This window comes from Solidesulfovibrio carbinoliphilus subsp. oakridgensis, assembly GCF_000177215.2.
In the GTDB taxonomy this organism is placed as follows: Bacteria; Desulfobacterota; Desulfovibrionia; order Desulfovibrionales; family Desulfovibrionaceae; genus Solidesulfovibrio; species Solidesulfovibrio carbinoliphilus.
In genome coordinates, this window is record NZ_CM001368.1 from 458,114 (window position 1) to 473,550 (window position 15,437).

General features: G+C 67.8%; 15 protein-coding genes. 3 read left to right on the forward strand and 12 right to left on the reverse strand.

Annotated features, from left to right (window positions below):
* Nucleotides 1–41: 41 nt before the first annotated feature.
* The 9 genes from DFW101_RS01960 to nudC form a co-directional block, all read right to left on the reverse strand.
* Nucleotides 42–1,046 carry a GGDEF domain-containing protein gene (locus tag DFW101_RS01960; RefSeq protein ID WP_009179857.1) on the reverse strand — a complete coding sequence of 335 codons (1,005 nt, stop codon included), beginning with the start codon at nucleotides 1,044–1,046 and terminating at the stop codon, nucleotides 42–44.
* 40 nt (nucleotides 1,047–1,086) lie between these two features.
* Entirely contained in the window at nucleotides 1,087–1,779 is a 693-nt protein-coding gene (locus DFW101_RS01965; RefSeq protein ID WP_009179858.1) for an HD-GYP domain-containing protein, read from the reverse strand.
* 24 nt (nucleotides 1,780–1,803) lie between these two features.
* Nucleotides 1,804–2,247, reverse strand: a complete 444-nt coding sequence (locus tag DFW101_RS01970) for an HMA2 domain-containing protein (RefSeq protein WP_009179859.1) — start codon at nucleotides 2,245–2,247, stop codon at nucleotides 1,804–1,806.
* Nucleotides 2,228–4,474 (reverse strand): heavy metal translocating P-type ATPase, encoded by a 2,247-nt coding sequence (locus tag DFW101_RS01975; protein ID WP_009179860.1) that lies wholly within the window; start codon nucleotides 4,472–4,474, stop codon nucleotides 2,228–2,230. The genes DFW101_RS01970 and DFW101_RS01975 overlap by 20 nt, the downstream gene beginning before the upstream one ends.
* 27 nt (nucleotides 4,475–4,501) lie before the next feature.
* The gene (locus DFW101_RS01980) at nucleotides 4,502–4,795 is read right to left on the reverse strand and encodes a hypothetical protein (protein WP_009179861.1); all 294 of its coding nucleotides are present in this window, start codon (nucleotides 4,793–4,795) and stop codon (nucleotides 4,502–4,504) included.
* 206 nt (nucleotides 4,796–5,001) lie between these two features.
* Nucleotides 5,002–6,030, reverse strand: coding sequence for a cytochrome d ubiquinol oxidase subunit II (cydB, locus tag DFW101_RS01985; protein ID WP_009179862.1), 1,029 nt, complete (start codon nucleotides 6,028–6,030; stop codon nucleotides 5,002–5,004).
* Nucleotides 6,031–6,108: 78 nt separating this feature from the next.
* Nucleotides 6,109–7,410, reverse strand: a complete 1,302-nt coding sequence (locus tag DFW101_RS01990; RefSeq protein WP_009179863.1) for a cytochrome ubiquinol oxidase subunit I — start codon at nucleotides 7,408–7,410, stop codon at nucleotides 6,109–6,111.
* Between the two features lie 182 nt (nucleotides 7,411–7,592).
* The gene (locus tag DFW101_RS01995; RefSeq protein ID WP_009179864.1) at nucleotides 7,593–8,030 is read right to left on the reverse strand and encodes an RrF2 family transcriptional regulator; all 438 of its coding nucleotides are present in this window, start codon (nucleotides 8,028–8,030) and stop codon (nucleotides 7,593–7,595) included.
* A gap of 92 nt (nucleotides 8,031–8,122) precedes the next feature.
* Nucleotides 8,123–9,007, reverse strand: coding sequence for an NAD(+) diphosphatase (gene nudC, locus DFW101_RS02000; protein ID WP_009179865.1), 885 nt, complete (start codon nucleotides 9,005–9,007; stop codon nucleotides 8,123–8,125).
* Nucleotides 9,008–9,746: 739 nt separating this feature from the next.
* Here nudC and DFW101_RS02005 point away from each other — a divergent pair.
* The 3 genes from DFW101_RS02005 (at nucleotide 9,747) to DFW101_RS02015 (ending at nucleotide 12,336) form a co-directional block, all read left to right on the forward strand.
* On the forward strand, nucleotides 9,747–10,211 hold the full coding sequence (locus DFW101_RS02005; protein ID WP_009179866.1) for a BON domain-containing protein: 465 nt from the start codon (nucleotides 9,747–9,749) through the stop codon (nucleotides 10,209–10,211).
* A 23-nt stretch (nucleotides 10,212–10,234) separates the two neighbouring features.
* The gene (locus DFW101_RS02010) at nucleotides 10,235–10,759 is read left to right on the forward strand and encodes a quinol:electron acceptor oxidoreductase subunit ActD (protein WP_009179867.1); all 525 of its coding nucleotides are present in this window, start codon (nucleotides 10,235–10,237) and stop codon (nucleotides 10,757–10,759) included.
* 218 nt (nucleotides 10,760–10,977) lie between these two features.
* The gene (locus DFW101_RS02015) at nucleotides 10,978–12,336 is read left to right on the forward strand and encodes a glycerate kinase type-2 family protein (RefSeq protein WP_009179868.1); all 1,359 of its coding nucleotides are present in this window, start codon (nucleotides 10,978–10,980) and stop codon (nucleotides 12,334–12,336) included.
* 156 nt (nucleotides 12,337–12,492) lie between these two features.
* Here DFW101_RS02015 and DFW101_RS02020 read toward each other — a convergent pair whose 3' ends face one another.
* The 3 genes from DFW101_RS02020 to DFW101_RS02030 are packed head-to-tail and all read right to left on the reverse strand — an operon-like array spanning nucleotide 12,493 to nucleotide 15,378.
* Entirely contained in the window at nucleotides 12,493–12,855 is a 363-nt protein-coding gene (locus DFW101_RS02020) for a response regulator (RefSeq protein ID WP_009179869.1), read from the reverse strand.
* Nucleotides 12,848–13,180 (reverse strand): STAS domain-containing protein, encoded by a 333-nt coding sequence (locus tag DFW101_RS02025; protein ID WP_009179870.1) that lies wholly within the window; start codon nucleotides 13,178–13,180, stop codon nucleotides 12,848–12,850. The genes DFW101_RS02020 and DFW101_RS02025 overlap by 8 nt, the downstream gene beginning before the upstream one ends.
* A 26-nt stretch (nucleotides 13,181–13,206) precedes the next feature.
* A complete protein-coding gene (locus DFW101_RS02030; RefSeq protein WP_009179871.1) occupies nucleotides 13,207–15,378 on the reverse strand; it encodes a chemotaxis protein CheA in 2,172 nt (723 codons plus the stop codon).
* Nucleotides 15,379–15,437 lie beyond the last annotated feature (59 nt).

Below are 15,437 nucleotides of genomic sequence, written 5' to 3' on the forward strand. Positions count from 1 at the left end.
AGATTACGACAGTCATTATCAATTGTAGAACAGGGCGCGGTTCACTCCGCCGGAGCCTCGGGGCCGGCCAGGGCCGCCTGGTCGCCGCCGGCGGTCTTGGCCCGATAGAGGGCCGCGTCGCAACGGGCGGCCAGGGATTCGAGCCGGGGCGGCGGGTCGCGGCGCGGGTCCAGGCAGGCCACGCCGAGGCTGGCCGTGGCGCCGTATGGGTTTGCCGCGGCGAACCGCTCCCGGATCCGCTCGGCCACGCGCAGGGCCCCGGACCGGGGCAGGCGGGTGAGGACCACGGCGAACTCGTCCCCGCCCAGGCGAAAGGCCATGTCCAGGCCCTCGCGGGTGGAGTCGCGAAGGGTCCTGCCCATGGCGGCCAGGACCGTATCCCCGGTCGGATGGCCGAACCGGTCGTTTATGGCCTTGAAGGCATCGCAGTCGATGAGGAGCAGCCAGAAGGGAAAGTTGCGGGCCACGGCCTCGTCGGCGAGCGGCGGAAGCATGGCGTCGAAGTGGCGGCGGTTGGCAAGGCCGGTCAAGCCGTCGGTGCGGGAGAGGCCCTCGAAGTGGCGCTCCCGCTCCTTGGTTTCGTCCAGGAGGGCGCGCAGCCAGGTTTCGCGGGTCTCCACGCTGTGGGCCAGCCAGTTGAGATCGCGCTTCAAGCGCAGGATTTCGTGCTCGTCGTCGCCCTGGGGCGGCAGGGGCAGGCGGCGGTGGTAGTCGCCCCGGCGCAGGGCCCCGCAAAAGGCGTTCAGGGCCGCGATGTCGCCAAGGGCCACGAACCGGGCGACCAGGCGCGAGACCGGCAGCAGGAGCACCAGGGACAGGGCCAGCCACAGGCCGAGCATCCGCCCCGGCGAGGCGACATGGCCGTTTTCGACCAGGTACAGGGCCGTGGCCGGCGGCAGGGCCAACAGCAGGAAAAGGGTCAGGCGCATGCGGGCCGTGACCCCGAGCAGGGCGGCCCGGGACGGCCGGCCCGGGGCCCGGGCCGCGCGGTCGGTGGCCGCTACGTCGCGGCCGAGACTCCGGGAGGTGGTGGTTGCGGTCTGCATGGAGCCATCCTTTGCGGGACGTGACATGAAAAAGGACCGGCTAGGCCGCGTCGTCGGCCCGGCGAAAGGCCCGGGTCAGGCGGGCGAGCCCCTCGCGCACGGCCACAAAGGCTTCGACCACGGCCGGATCGAACTGGGTGCCGGCGCAGCGCCGGATTTCGCGGTCCGCGTCCTCGAAGGTCATGGCCGGCCGGTAGGGCCGGGCCTGGAGCATGGCCGACAGGCTGTCGGCCACGGCGATGACCCGGGCCCCGAGGGGGATGCTCTGGCCGCGAAGGCCATGGGGATAGCCCTGGCCGTCGAAGCGTTCGTGGTGGGCCCCGACCATGCCGACCACGCCGATCTCGGCCAGGCAGGAGAGCGGGGCCAGGATTTCGGCGCCAATGGCGGGGTGGGTCTTCATGCGTTCCCATTCGTCCGGGGCGAGCCGGCCGGGCTTGCCGAGGACCGCGTCCGGCACGCCGATCTTGCCGATGTCGTGCAGGTGGCCGGCCACGTGGACGGCCTGGGCCAGCTTGTCGCCAAGGCCCATGCCGACAGCCAGGACCCGGGACACCTCGGCCACTTCCTCGGAATGGGCCAGGGTGTGCGGGTCCTTGGCGTCGATGGCCTTGCCGAGCGACGTGGCCAGTTCGTGGACGAGCAGCATGACTGCGTCCTGGTCCGGCGCGGCCTGCCGGGCCGCCAGAGACCCGACCAGTCCGGCGGCGTCGAGGAGAGGGCTTTTGAGCATGGGCATCTCGAATGGCGGCGGGTCCTAGGCCAGGAACCGGCGGCGGTACATGGTCAGATGCCAGGCGGCGAAGCCGGCCAGCCCCAGGCCGAAGACCAGGTGGGCGGCCTTGGTGTCGGCCAGTCCCGTGGCCACGGCGCCGGCCATGCAGGTGGCCAGTCCGATCTTCTGGGTGCGGCGCTTGATCTTGGCGACGTTGGCCATCTTTCCGTCCCGGGCGGGCTTGGCCGGGACAGTCGCGCCGGTTGCGGCGTGGCTGGCGGCATACTGCTCGGCCATGGCCACGAGGTCTGCCGTGGCGATGGACTCGTCATGGGTCACAAGCAGGCTGCCGGTGCGGGGATTGGCCTCGACGCCGGTGATGCCGGGCAGGGCGGCCACTTGCTCGGCCACCTCCCGAAGGAGGGTGGCGTCGGTCAGGGCCGGGTGGCGCAGCCGGAGGCGGCCTTCAATGCAGCTGGCTATCATGGGGATTGTCTCCGCTGGGAAGGGGTTTGGGCAGATAGGGCCGCAGGCTGGAAAGGGCCACGCCCACGGTCGCCAGGTTGTGGGCCAGGGCCGAGACGCCCGGGGTGAACCGGCCCATGAGGCCAAGGCCGAGGATGGCGGAATTGACCAGGCAGATGGTGCGGAAATTGGCGCGCAGCCGGTCCATGAGCCCGGAGGCGATGTCGCGAAGGCCAACCACGCTTTCGAGCCGGCCCTCGGCGAGGAGGATGTCGGCGGCGGCCTTGGCGATGTCCGCGCCGTGGCGCGGGGCGATGCCGACATTGGCTGCGGACAGGGCCGGGGAGTCGTTTATGCCGTCGCCGACCATGGCCACCACGTGGCCGGCGGCGCGCAGCTCGCGCACGATCCGGGTCTTGTCCTCGGGCAGGACCTGGGCGTGGAACTCGGTGATGCCAAGGCGTCTGGCCGCGATGGCGGCCGGCTCCGGGGCGTCGCCGGTCAGCATGACCATCCGGGTGACGCCCCGGGCGGCGAGTTCGCCAAGAACGCGCGGCGCCTCGGGCACGAGGGGGTCCTCGATGGCGAGCACCCCGGCCACGGCGTCGTCGATGGCCAGATAGAGGGCGGAGAGGCCGGAGAGGCCCTTGGCCGCGAGCACGGCGTCGGCCTCGGCCACGTCGATGCCCTCGTCCTCGTTGATGAAGTGGCGGCTCCCCAGGCGCACCCGCTCGGCGCCGACCATGGAGGACAGGCCGTGGGCCAGGATGTAGTCCACCTCGGCGTGGAACTCCCGGTGGACGACCCCTTCCTCCTCGGCCAGCCGGACGACCGCCCGGGCCACGGGGTGGGGGAAGTGCTCCTCCAGGCAGGCGGCGAGCTTGAGCACGTCGTAACGGGAGTGGCCGTTAAGGGGCAGCACGGCCGCGACCTTGGGCCGGGCCCTGGTCAGGGTGCCGGTCTTGTCGAAGACGAAGGTGTCGGCCGAGGCCACGCCTTCCAGGAACTTGCCGCCCTTGACCAGTACGCCGCCGGCCGCGGCCTCGCGCATGGCGGCAAGGACCGCCAGCGGCGCGGAGAGCTTGATGGCGCAGGAAAAATCGACCAGCAGCACGGCCGAGGCCAGCCTCGGGTTGCGGGTGAGGAGAAAGACGCCGAGCGAACCGAGCAGCGTCCAGGGCACGAGGGCGTCGGCGAACCGCTCGGCCAGGTCCTGCGCCTTGGCCTTGTAGTTTTCCGATTCCTCGATCACGGCCACCATCTTCTGGATGCGGGTCTCGCCGCCGGCCCGCTCCACCCGGATCACAAGCCCGCCTTCCTCGACCACCGTGCCGGCGAAGACCGTGTGCCCGACCCGCTTGTGGGCGGGCAGGGGCTCGCCGGTCATGGAGGCCTGGTTGACGAGGGCCTCGCCCTCGGCCACCACGCCGTCGACCGGAATGGCGGTGCCCATGTCCACGATGGCCAGATCGCCCGGCACGACTTCTGCGGCCGGGATGCGTACGGCCTCGCCGCCCCGCCGGACCCAGACCGCGTCGAAGGAGGCGGACAGGGTCTCGGCCAGGGACTCGCGCGACCGCTTGCGGGTGTAGCTTTCGAGCATCTCGCCGAGGCCGAGCAGGATGGCGATGCCGGCTGCGGCCCGAAAGTCGCGGCGGGCGATGGACACGCCGATGGCCATGGCGTCGAGGACCTCCACGTTGACCTTGCCGCGCAGAAGGGCCGAGGCCCCGCGCCGCAGGTACGGCAGGACCCGGCGCAGGAGAAAGAGCGGCCTAAGCGGCGCCGGCAGGAACCGGCGCAGGACGAAAAGGCCGGCCTCGCGCAGGAAGGCGGCTCCCGGCGTGGTGGCCGGCGGGTCGTCCGGGGCCGTGGCCGGCAGGTGCGTCGACAGCTTGGCTGCGGCCCGGGCCCTGGGATCGGCCGCGATTTTGAGGGCCTTGGCGGCGCGGCCGGCTTCGGCCAGGACGGTCCTCCCCGCGACGATGTCGGCGAGCCGGGGTTTGGGCCGGCCGGCGAACGGGGACACGCCGTTTTGGGTGATGGCCAGGATGGCCAGCCGGACAGGCTCTCCGTCGTAGCGGATGAGCATCCCCCGGGTGCGGGGCGAGGTCGTGACCTCGCCCACACCGGGCAGGGCGGACACGGCCGAGGCGAGCGCCGCAGCCTTGGCCGCGTAGTCCGCGGCCGAAGCAAAGCGCAGGCGGATGCGGCCCGCGATGTCGTGGACGATTTCGCAGTGCGTCATGCGATACGGCTCCAGCCGAGGCCCGGCTTAGGCGGTTTCCCCTTGGGGGGCCACGGATTCGGGCGCGCCATCGGTTTTTGGGGTTTTGGGGGTTTCCCGGGATTCCTTGGCGTGTTTGGCCTCGGCCATCAGGTCTTCCATGTTTTCCTTGGCCCGTTCGAGAACGGCCGCAGTCTTTTCCTTGAGTTCCAGGCCGTGGGCGAGGAGATCGGTCATGGCCGGGCGGATGGAGAACTTGCCCTTGCCGAGGGCCACCGCGCCAAGCGCGCCGATGGCCACGCCGGCGGCCAGAAACAGTCCGTTTTTCATGTAGTCGTTCATGTGTCCTCCTTGTGTCGTCATCGCGTGGAGAAGAGGGTTCAAACCAGCATCGAACTCTGTAACCGTTTTGTCATATGGGCAGGGACTGGATTCGGTTTAACGACGTTGATAATTGTTGTCAATATCAAATAACCGCCCCGGCGGCCAAAACAAAGCCGCCGGCGGGGAGACCCGGCCGGCGGCTTTGTCGGGGGACAGGGGGAAGGCTAATAGGCTTCGTCGTACTCCAGGTCCTTCTCCGTCACGGGATGGCGGAAGAGGTGGATGGTCCAGACCTGGTAGATGATGACGATGGGCACGAAGACCAGGGCCACGCCGAGCATGATGGAAAGCGTCAGCGGCGTGGAGGCGGAGTTTTCGATGGTCATGGACCAGGCCGGGTTCAGGCTCGACGGGAGCAGGGCCGGGAAGATGCCGACCACCCCGAAAAGGGCGGTGCCGAAGATGAGCACGGCCGAGCCGATCCAGGCGGCCAGGGCCCGCCCCTGGCGACGGTAGAGGAAGGTCAGGACCAGTCCGGCCACGGGGATCAGCAGCAGGCCGAACAGGACCGGACTGACGAGGTAGTTCGTGAAGAGGTGGGTCATGCCGTAGGACATGGCCAGAAAGAGCACGATGACCGCGGCCACGATGGGCCAAAGCTTGCCGGCCAGGGCCATGGCCCTGGCGTGGATGTCGCCCTCGGACTTGAAGGCCAGCCACAGGGCCCCGTGGTGGGCAAAGAGCAGCACGAAGAGCACGCCCCCGGCCAGGCCGTAGGGATTGAGCAGGGTCAGCAGGTTGCCTTGCAGGATGCCGTCCTGGTCGATGGGAATGCCTTTGAAGATGTTGGCAAAGGCCACGCCGAGCAGGAGGGCCGGCAGGAAGCTGCCGACGAAGTTCATGGCGTCCCAGAACTTGTTCCAGCGCAGGCTCAGGTTCTTGGCCCGAAATTCCAGGGTCACGCCCCGCAGGATCAGGCCGAACAGGAGCAGCATGAGCGGCGTGTAGAGGCTCGAGAACATGACGGCATAGGTCTTGGGAAAGGCGGCGAAGGTCACGCCGCCGGCCGTGATGAGCCAGACCTCGTTGCCGTCCCAGAAGGGGCCCATTGTGTTGTAGATGATGCGGGTCTCCACATCGTTTTTGGCGAAAAAGGGCCGTAGCGTGCCAAGACCGAGGTCATAGCCGTCGAGCATGAAATAGATCGCCCAGAGCACTCCCCAGAGGATAAACCAGATGGTACCGAGATCCATGGCCATTCTCCTTCGTAACGGACCGGCCGGGCCGGGTTCGGACTTGCGTGTGAAAGTTTGCGCCGCGTGGCGTCGGGCCTAGGCCGGTTCCTGGCGGGCGTATTTGGCCAGCAGGTAGATGTCGAGGGCGGCGAGCAGGATGTAGACCACGAAGAAGGCGGCCAGGCTGACGGCCACCTGGGAAGTGGCCAAGGGCGAGACCGCGTCCCTGGTCCGCATGATGCCGTAGACGATCCATGGCTGGCGTCCGACTTCGGCCACGGCCCAGCCGGCCTGCAGGGCCAGGTAGGGAAGCGGGATGGTCCAGACGAAGGCCCGAAGGAGCTTTGGCGTGCTTTCCACCGGCTGGTGGCGGGCGATGAAGGCCAGGACGCCCATGAGGATCATCAGCGTGCCAAGGCCGACCATGAGCCGGAAGGAGGCGAAGGTCAGGGTGACGGGCGGGCGGTCTTCCTTGGGGAAATCCTTGAGCCCCTGCACCACGGCCGAGGGGTCGTTGAAGGCCATGAGGCTCAAAATGGCCGGGATGCGGCCGAACTGGACGCTGTTGCGCTCGTTCGCCGGATCGGGGATGGCCAGCAGGTACATGGGCGCGCCCTTTTCGGTGTCCCAGTGGGACTCCATGGCCGCGAGCTTGGTCGGCTGGACCTCGGCCACGATGTTGCCTTGCCGGTGCCCGACCACGGCCACGAGCAGGGAGAAGACCAGGGCGAAGGACGCGCCGACGCGGAAGGACTTGGTGAAAAAGTCGACGTGGTGCTTGCGCAGCAGGTGCCAGGCCGAGATGCCGACCACGAAAAAGCCGGCCAGGGCCCAGGCGCCGGTCACGGTGTGCATGAAGGCGTTCCAGCCGTAGCCGTTGGTCACGACCTCGATGAAGCTGCTCAGTTCCGCCCGGCCGTTCTGGATCACGTAACCGACCGGGTGCTGCATGAAGCCGTTGGCCAGGATGATCCACAGGGCCGAGAGGTTGGCGGCGAAGGCCACCAGCCAGATGGCCGTGGCGTGGAGCTTGGGCGAGAGCTTTTCCCAGCCGAAGACCCAGACGCCGACCATGGTGGATTCCAGGAAAAAGGCGGCCGTGGCCTCGATGGCCAGAAGCGAGCCGAAGATGTCTCCGACAAAGGCCGAATAGCGCGACCAGTTGGTGCCGAACTGGAACTCCAGGGTGATGCCGGTCACGACGCCCAGGGCGAAGTTGATCAGAAAAAGTTTGCCCCAGAACTTGGCCATCCGTTTGTAGGTCGCGTCGCCGCTTCGCACGTAGAGCGTTTCCATCACCGCCACGATGATGGAGAGCCCGAGCGTGAGCGGGACAAAGATGAAGTGGATGAACGTCGCAAAGGCGAACTGCAACCGGGAAAGCATCAATACGTCCATGGTCTGTCTCCTTTTCCTCCGTGTTGTCCGTGAACCCCTCGTGCGTGTTTCCTGGCGTACGGCCCCGGGCCGGATGTGCCGGCCGGGGTGTGGTCCTTTGAAAGTCGTTGTCGCGTTTCTACCACCCGGCCAGGAAAAACGCACCCCTCAACCACGTTTGAAAGGTGCGAAAACGTCTATCGTCACGGCCCGTCGGGCCGTTTGGCGCAGGCCTTGCTTTCGGTTTCGGCCAGTGCGGCCAGGGTCGTGGATCCAAGGGTCTCGCGCAGCTGGCTTCTGGCCTTGTCCCAGACGCGGTGCACCGAGCAGAGTTTGCGCCTGTCGCAACTCTCCGGCCGGCTGATGCAGTCGTTCAAGAAGATTTCGCCGTCGATGGCTTCGACCAGGGACAGAAGGGTGATGTCCTCGGGCCGCCGCACCAGCTCGTAGCCGCCCTGGGCTCCCTGGCGGATGGCGATGATGCCGGCCCGGGCAAGGTGCTGGGCCACCTTGCCCAGGAACTGGGCCGGGATGTCCATGGCCTCGGCGATTTCCTTGCGGGTGATGACCGGGCGGTCCCGGTGCATGGAAAGGTGCAGGACGCACCGGATGGCATATTCGCCGGCTCTGGTCAGACGCATGGGGGCCTCAATTTGGATTAATCGGACATGATTGATCCTATATTCGGGCCGGCCAGGGCTGTCAACGGATTTTTGTTTTGCGGGGCGGCTTTTTAGGGCCGGCCGCGCCAGGTTTCGCAACCCGGAGCGTAGCGGTCGAGGAGGCGCCGGGCGATGCTCGATCGGGGGGGCAGCAACGGCGGCAGCCGGTCGGCGGAAAACCAGGCCGCGTCCTCGAGTTCGGTCCGGTCGAGGACGAGGTCGCCCCCGGCGTAGCGGGCCGTGAATCCGGCCATGATCTGGCTCGGGAAGGGCCAGTTCTGGCTTTCGAGATACCGGATATCCGTGAGGGCGAGGTTGGTCTCTTCCTTGACCTCCCGGGCCACGCATTCTTCCAGGGATTCGGCGAATTCGAGGTATCCGGCCACCAAGCCGAACTGGCCGGCCGGCCACTCGGGCTTTCGCACGAGCAGGAACTCCTCGCCCCGGGTGATGAGCACGATGACGGCCGGATGCAGGCGCGGATAGTACTCCCGGTTGCAGGCCGGGCAGCGCATGCCCCAGTTGCCGGGGATCTCGCGGGGCAGGCCGCCGCAGGCCGGACAGATGCGGCTGCGGTCTCGCCAGTGGAGGACCTGTCGGGCCAGTCCGGCCAGGGTCAGCATCCGGTCGTCCAGGATCGGGGACCGGTAGCCGGCCGGGATCAGGGCCAGGGGGGCGGGGATGGAGGCCTCGGGAATGAGCCTTGCGGCGCGAAGCGGGCTTCCCTGCCACTCCCCCACGTAGACCGGGGGCACGGCAAAGGGCCCGGGCACCGGGACCGGGCCGCGGGGCAGGACCGGGCCGTGGCCGTTTTGCCGCATCACCAATCCTCCTTCGCGAAGGATGAGCCAGAAGCCGGGCGTTTCCGCCCGGTCGCGGTCCGGTGTGCCCGGGCGAAAATCATGGCGGATGATGGCTTGGTTATAAGGAATATGGACCTCGTGCGGCTGGGGCATGGTTCGGGCCGTCCTTTTTCCCGGGCCGTGGGCCGGCGTGGCTGGAGGCGTGCCGGCGGGCGGAAAGCTTTGGAGTGGTCCCGATGCTACGCCACAGGGGCCGCCTTGGCTAGACGGGCCTGCCGGCTTCCGATTCGAACGGGTTGGGTCCCGGTGCCGGGACCGCGGGCCGCGGTCCGGCCTTGGTCGATCCGGCTCCCGTTTCAGGCCTGGCAGCGCCTGCTCCACGCGGGAGTCGGTTTTTCTCTGAGGAAAGGCCGGGGGCAAAAACCGGTTGCCTTGCGGAAATGTCTTCCGTGGGGTGTTTTTTTCATGGTCCCGGAAAAAAGAGTAGCCAAAAAAGTTCATGGCATGGTATCCATCGATACAAGTCCTGCCATATGCAAGGGCGAAGCAGAAGGAATGGTAGCAATACGACTCAGTTGAGGCGGGGGGTGGTTTATTCTTCTCTAGAAGGACGCAGGACAGGTGAAGCCTTCTCTATGGCTGATGATTGCAAAGCGATCGGAAATTTTGTTTTTCCTGAAAACTGTGGCAATCTTGTATCGGATAAACTTTCGAATAATAATTTAAAAAACAGCAGATGCAACCTCAACGGGAGAATGTGGTTATGGGAAAGTACTTTCTCGCTTGGTTGCTCGGAGTTCCGGCCGGGTTGCTGATCATTCTCTATCTCCTGTTCCATTAATCGGGTCATTCCCGCAATCGGCGTTCCCACTTCCCTAAAGGAGGGTTTATCATGAAAAAGACAGCAACATGGGGAGTTTCCGCGCTCTCTGTCGCGGCGTTGCTCTGGAGTCCCGGCGCGATGGCCGCCAAGACCATTGTGGTCGGGCCGGATGATGCAAACCTGCGGGTGGCCCAAGCCGCGCCGCCGGCGACCATGAAAACCGTTCCGCCGAGTGACGCGGACAACAGCAGGCAAAACCAGATGAGTTCGCATCCCGGACAGATGAATGCGGACAAGCAAGGCAACCAGAAGGCGGATACGGAGATCACGCGTCAGATCCGCGAGGCGGTGACGGACGACAAATCCCTGTCCACCTACGCGCATAATGTCAAGATCATCACCAAAAACGGCAAGGTCTTCCTCAAGGGCCCGGTGCGGACCGCCGAGGAGCGGACCAATATCGGCGAAAAGGCCGCTGCCGTGGCCGGCGCCGAGAACGTGACCAACTCGCTTACGATCGCACCCAAGAAATAGCCGCAACGAAAAGGAGTTGTACCATGCACGAGGACGATAAAATCGCGGTTTACGGATTGTATGCCAGCCGCCTTCAGGCCGAGGAGGCCGTGGATGCCCTGCGCGCCGCCGGCTACCGCAATTCCGACATCTCGGTGGTCTTCCCGGGCGAGCTCGACGGCGGCCAATCGGTCGGCCATGAAAAAGGCACCAAGTCTCCGGAAGGCGCAGCCACCGGCGCGGGCGCGGGCCTGGTCATCGGCGGGGCCCTGGGGTGGCTGGCCGGCATCGGCATGCTTGCCATCCCCGGCGTCGGTCCGCTGATCGCGGCCGGCCCCATCATGGCCCTGCTCGCCGGCGCCGGCGCCGGCGGCGCCCTTGGTGGCGTGGCCGGGGCCCTGGTCGGCCTCGGCGTGCCGGAATACGAGGCCAAACGGTATGAGGAACGGGTGCGGGAAGGCAAGATCCTCCTGTCCGTCCATGCCGACAACAGCGACTGGCGGGACAAGGCCAAAAAGATCATGGAGTCCACCGGGGCCCAGGACATCTCGAGCAAGGACGAAGCCTAGCCGCCCCTCCGGGCACGCCGGCCGCCGGCTGTCCGGAAGCGACCCACCGAAACGCCGCCCCGCAACGGGCCGGCCCCTGGCGCGCGGCAACCGCGTGTCCGGGACCGGGCCCCGCGCGGGGCACTTTTTTGTCTCCGGCCCGCCCGGCAAAGGCCGCTTGACGCCCCGGTCCGGCCCTGGCAGTGCCAGGAGACTGCCGCACACCGAGGAGGCGCACCATGCGCGACTGCCTTGCCGAGGCCGAAGCCATTTTCCGGGCCGGGCTGGCCCGGGTCGATCCGCTGGCCATGATGGAGCGGGTGCTGTCGCTGACGGGCGACGTCCTGCGGGTGGCCACCGAAACCGAGTGCCACCAGTACGACCTGGCCGGCGTCAAACGCATTTTCGTCCTCGGCGCGGGCAAGGCCTCGGCCCGCATGGCCCTTGGCCTGGAACGCCTGCTCGGGGACCGGATCACGGCCGGGGTGGTGGCGGTCAAGGAAGGCTACCGGGAACGGCTCTCGCGCGTGCGGCTGCTCGAAGCGTCCCATCCCGTGCCGGACGCACGCGGCGTGGCCGCGGCCCGGGAAGTCCTGGCCATGGCCCGGCAGGCCGGCCCGGACGATCTGGTCATCGTCCTGGTTTCCGGCGGCGGCTCGGCCATCCTGGCCGCGCCCGTCGACCTGCCGGGCCGTCGGCTGACCCTGGCCGACAAGCAGGAAACCACCCGGGTGCTCCTGGCCAGCGGCGCGACCATCCAGGAAATAAACTGTGTGCGCAAAAAGCTGTCCGCCGTCAAAGGCGGCCGGCTGGCTGCGGCCATAAGTCCGGCCCGGTGCCTGGGGCTGCTTCTCTCGGACGTGGTCGGCGACGACCTCGACGTCATCGCCAGCGGCCCGACAGTGGCCGATCCGACCACCGGGGCCGACGCCCTGGCCGTCCTGGCCCGCTACGGCGTCACGGACAAGGTCGCGCCCGAGGCCCTGGCCGTTCTCGACGACGTGGCCGCCGGCCGGGCCCCGGATACGCCCAAGCCCGGGGACCCGGTCTTCGCCCGCACCCGCACCGTGCTCGTGGGCACCAATTTCCAGGCCCTGCTGGCGGCCAGGGACAAGGCCCGGGAGTTCGGCTACGACACCGTGGTCCTGACCTCGCACCTGACCGGAGAGGCCCGGGAGATGGCCAACCTCTTTCTCGGCATGGCCCGGGACATCGCCGAATACGGGGTGCCGCTTTCCAGGCCGGCCTGCGTCATCGCCGGCGGGGAGACGACCGTCACCCTGCGCGGGCCGGGGAAGGGCGGCCGCAACCAGGAAATGGCCCTGGCCTTCCTGGCCGGACTGGCGCGCCAGGCCAAAAGCGCCGAGGAGGCCGTGTTCCTGGCCGCTTCCACCGACGGCTCCGACGGCCCGACCGACGCCACCGGTGCCTTCGCCTCCCTGGACATCCTGCGCCGGGGCTTGGAACTCGGCCTCGACCCGGCCCTCTATCTGGTCGAAAACGACGCCTACCACTATTTCGAGGCCGTGGGCCGGCTGCTCAAGACCGGCCCCACCAACACCAACGTCTGCGACATCAAGGTGCTCTTGACCCCGTAGGCCGGCGTACTGGACGGGCCGGGCGGCACCGGCACGGCGCGGGTGACCGGTATGGGCTTGCCGACAGGGCCAAGGGAGCCTGCGGCAACGAAAGCGGCCCCGGAAACACCGGGGCCGTTCGTGCCGGCCGAGCCAGCCAGGGGAAAGGGGGCGGGACTAGCGCAGGACTTTTTTCACCACGGCCACGAGCTGGTCCGGGGTGAAGGGCTTGACGATCCAACCCGTGGCCCCGGCGGCCTTGCCCTCGGCCTTTTTCCCGGCCTGGGACTCGGTGGTCAGCATGACGATGGGGATGAACTTGTAGGCGGCCTGGGCGCGGATGCCCTTGATGAGGCCGATGCCGTCGAGGTTCGGCATGTTGAGGTCGGTGATGACCATGTCCACGGTGCCGGAAAGCTTGGACAGGGCGTCCTTGCCGTCGGACGCCTCGATGACGTCGTAGCCTTCCTTCTTGAGCGTGAACGCCACCATCTGTCGCACGCTCGCCGAGTCGTCCACGGTCATGATTCGTTTAGCCATCGCGTTCCTCATCGGCGAAAAAGGTTGCTAGTTGCGGCGTCTGGGCAAAGCCGGAAATCCGGGCCGCCTGGCTGGCCGCGACGGAGACCGGACCCGAGCGTTCCAGGCTTTTGCCGTCCCGGGCCAGGGTCAGGGCCGTGGACAGCAAGAGCTGTAAAAACGTGACATCGACTTCCGCCACGTCGGAGACGTCAAGGGCCAGTCCCTTGCCCGTAGAAACGGCGTCAAGCAGGGCTTCGCGCAGGGATGCGGCATGCTCCACCGTGCATTTTCCGGAAATGCCGAGCACGAGCCGTGCGTCGTCTTCGCTGCGGGTCAGTTCCATGGGGCCACTCCTTCACGTGATCCGGCTCACTGGGCCAGTGTACGGGAGGCTTTGGCCGCGTGCAAGCGGGAGTCCTCCTGGCCGCGCACGAAGCGCACGAGTTGCGGGACATCGAGGATGAGCGAAATGCTGCCGTCGCCGTTTATCGTCGTGCCGGAAATCCACTTGAGGTGGCGGTAGCAGGTGTCGAGGCTCTTGATCACGGCCTGCTGCCGGCCGACCACCCGGTCCACGCAGAATCCGACCATCTCGCCCTCCACTTCCGTGACCACCACCCGCTCGTAGCCGGGCTGCTCGCCGGGCACGGAAAAGAGGCGCCGCAGGCTCACCACTGGGATCAGGTCGCCCATGCGCTCCATGTTCTCCACGGTGCGGGCCTCGCCCGTGACGAAGCGTTCCTGGAAGCCGCGCAGGGTGACGAGGGGCACGATGAAGGAGTCCCGGCCGACCACCACGTTGAAGCCGTCGATGATGGCCAAGGTCAGCGGCAGCTTGATGGTCACGGTGGTGCCCCGGCCAAGGACGCTTTCCACCTCCACCGTGCCGCGCAAGGCCTCGATGTTGCGTTTGACCACGTCCATGCCGACGCCCCGGCCGGAAACGTCGGAGATGGCGGCGGCCGTGGAAAAGCCGGGGGCGAAGATCAGGTCGAAGAGTTCCTTTTCCGAGGGGTCCGCGTCCGGGGCGAGGAGCCCCCGTTCCACGGCTTTCTGGCGCACGACGGCCGGGTCGATGCCCCGGCCGTCGTCGATGATGCTTATGACCACGTTGCCGCCGGAGTGGCTGGCGGACAGGGTGACGCGGCCATGCGGGGTCTTGCCGGCCCGCTGGCGGGCGTCCGGCGGCTCCACGCCGTGGTCCAGGCTGTTGCGCAGCAGGTGGACGAGCGGGTCCTTGATCCGGTCGATGACGGTCTTGTCGAGTTCCGTGTCCCCGCCGAGGGCCTCGAAGTCCACTTCCTTGCCGAGCGAGGCCGACAGGTCGCGCAGGAGCCGGGTGAACTGGCTGAACACCGTGCCGATCGGCAGCATGCGCAGGCCGAGGGCCACGTCGCGCATGGCGTCGGTCAGGCGCTCCAGGTCCTCGTCCACGGCCGCGGCCGCGTCGAGGTCCCGGGCCTGCACCGCCTGGCGCAGCCGGGATTGGAGGATGACCAGCTCCCCGGCCATGGTGACCACGCTGTCGAGCCGGGCCGCGTCCACCCGGAGGGTCGCGGCGGCGGGCGCGCCCTGGCGTTGGGCCCCGGCCTCGATTGCCCCGATGCGGGCCACTTTCGACCGCACTTGGGCCTTGGCCTGGCTGATGGAGGCGAGCATGGCGGCCAGGGCCCGGCCGAGGGTTTCAAGGACCACGTCCGTGGGCGCGGCGTCGAGTCCGGCCAGGTTGCCGAGCAGGGCGGTCAGATCGTCGTCCCGCAGGGCGCCTTCGTGGATGCGCTCGATGGTGACGTCGGAGTCGCCCTCGACAAAGATGAACACGTCGCGCAGGCTGTTGATGCCGCAGGGCGTGCGCACCAGCATGTCGTAGACGCCGTAGGCCTCCTCGGGCTCGAAGTCCGAGGCGTCCAGATCGGGCAGGGGACCGTGGCGCAGGACGCGCACGAGGCCCATGGCGTCGAGGTCGGCCAGAATGCGCACCGGATCGTTGCCCGTGTGCAGGATGCGCGGGGCCGGCCGGAAACGGATCCAGTAGATGCCGGGCGGGCCGGGCCGGCCTTCGCAGGCGTAGGCCGGCTGGTCGGGATTGGCGGACGCAACCGCCTCCCCGGCGGCTTGCGGGGCGGCGGCCGCGGGTTTTCCCGGCTGGGAGCCGGCGGGCAGGAAGGCGGCGAACGAGGCGAGCAGTTCGTCGGAGGCGGCCCGCAGTTCCGGACCCACGGCCTCGGCCGGGGCGTCGAGCAGGGCCAGGATATGGTCCTTGGCCGCGAGCGTCAGGCTCAAAAGCTCCCGGGTCACGGTCAGCTGGCCCGAACGGACCCGGTCGTAGACCGTCTCCACATCGTGGGTGAAGCGCGAGATCTCCTCGAACCCGAACATGGCCCCGCCGCCCTTGATGGTGTGCATGGCCCTGAAGCAGGCGTCCACGCCCTCCATGTCTGTCGGGTCCTTTTCGAGGTCGAGCAGTCCCCGTTCCAGTTCGCCGAGCAGCTCCCGCGTCTCCTCCACGTAGAGCCCGATGGACGGATCAATATCGCGCATGGCGCACCTCGGCGGCGGTCAGGGTTTGGCCACCGGCGGAAACCGGAGCCAACACCGCC

Bases quoted from the DNA above. Each gene is read 5' to 3' on its own strand.
- DFW101_RS01975 (WP_009179860.1), bottom strand. From the start codon at position 4,474: ATGACGCACTGCGAAATCGTCCACGACATCGCGGGCCGCATCCGCCTG.
- DFW101_RS02025 (WP_009179870.1), bottom strand. From the start codon at position 13,180: ATGGAACTGACCCGCAGCGAAGACGACGCACGGCTCGTGCTCGGCATT.
- DFW101_RS01995 (WP_009179864.1), bottom strand. From the start codon at position 8,030: ATGCGTCTGACCAGAGCCGGCGAATATGCCATCCGGTGCGTCCTGCAC.
- DFW101_RS01965 (WP_009179858.1), bottom strand. From the start codon at position 1,779: ATGCTCAAAAGCCCTCTCCTCGACGCCGCCGGACTGGTCGGGTCTCTG.
- DFW101_RS01980 (WP_009179861.1), bottom strand. From the start codon at position 4,795: ATGAACGACTACATGAAAAACGGACTGTTTCTGGCCGCCGGCGTGGCC.
- DFW101_RS02030 (WP_009179871.1), bottom strand. From the start codon at position 15,378: ATGCGCGATATTGATCCGTCCATCGGGCTCTACGTGGAGGAGACGCGG.
- DFW101_RS01990 (WP_009179863.1), bottom strand. From the start codon at position 7,410: ATGGACGTATTGATGCTTTCCCGGTTGCAGTTCGCCTTTGCGACGTTC.
- DFW101_RS02010 (WP_009179867.1), top strand. From the start codon at position 10,235: ATGCACGAGGACGATAAAATCGCGGTTTACGGATTGTATGCCAGCCGC.
- DFW101_RS01970 (WP_009179859.1), bottom strand. From the start codon at position 2,247: ATGATAGCCAGCTGCATTGAAGGCCGCCTCCGGCTGCGCCACCCGGCC.
- cydB (WP_009179862.1), bottom strand. From the start codon at position 6,030: ATGGATCTCGGTACCATCTGGTTTATCCTCTGGGGAGTGCTCTGGGCG.
- nudC (WP_009179865.1), bottom strand. From the start codon at position 9,007: ATGCCCCAGCCGCACGAGGTCCATATTCCTTATAACCAAGCCATCATC.
- DFW101_RS02020 (WP_009179869.1), bottom strand. From the start codon at position 12,855: ATGGCTAAACGAATCATGACCGTGGACGACTCGGCGAGCGTGCGACAG.
- DFW101_RS02015 (WP_009179868.1), top strand. From the start codon at position 10,978: ATGCGCGACTGCCTTGCCGAGGCCGAAGCCATTTTCCGGGCCGGGCTG.
- DFW101_RS02005 (WP_009179866.1), top strand. From the start codon at position 9,747: ATGAAAAAGACAGCAACATGGGGAGTTTCCGCGCTCTCTGTCGCGGCG.
- DFW101_RS01960 (WP_009179857.1), bottom strand. From the start codon at position 1,046: ATGCAGACCGCAACCACCACCTCCCGGAGTCTCGGCCGCGACGTAGCG.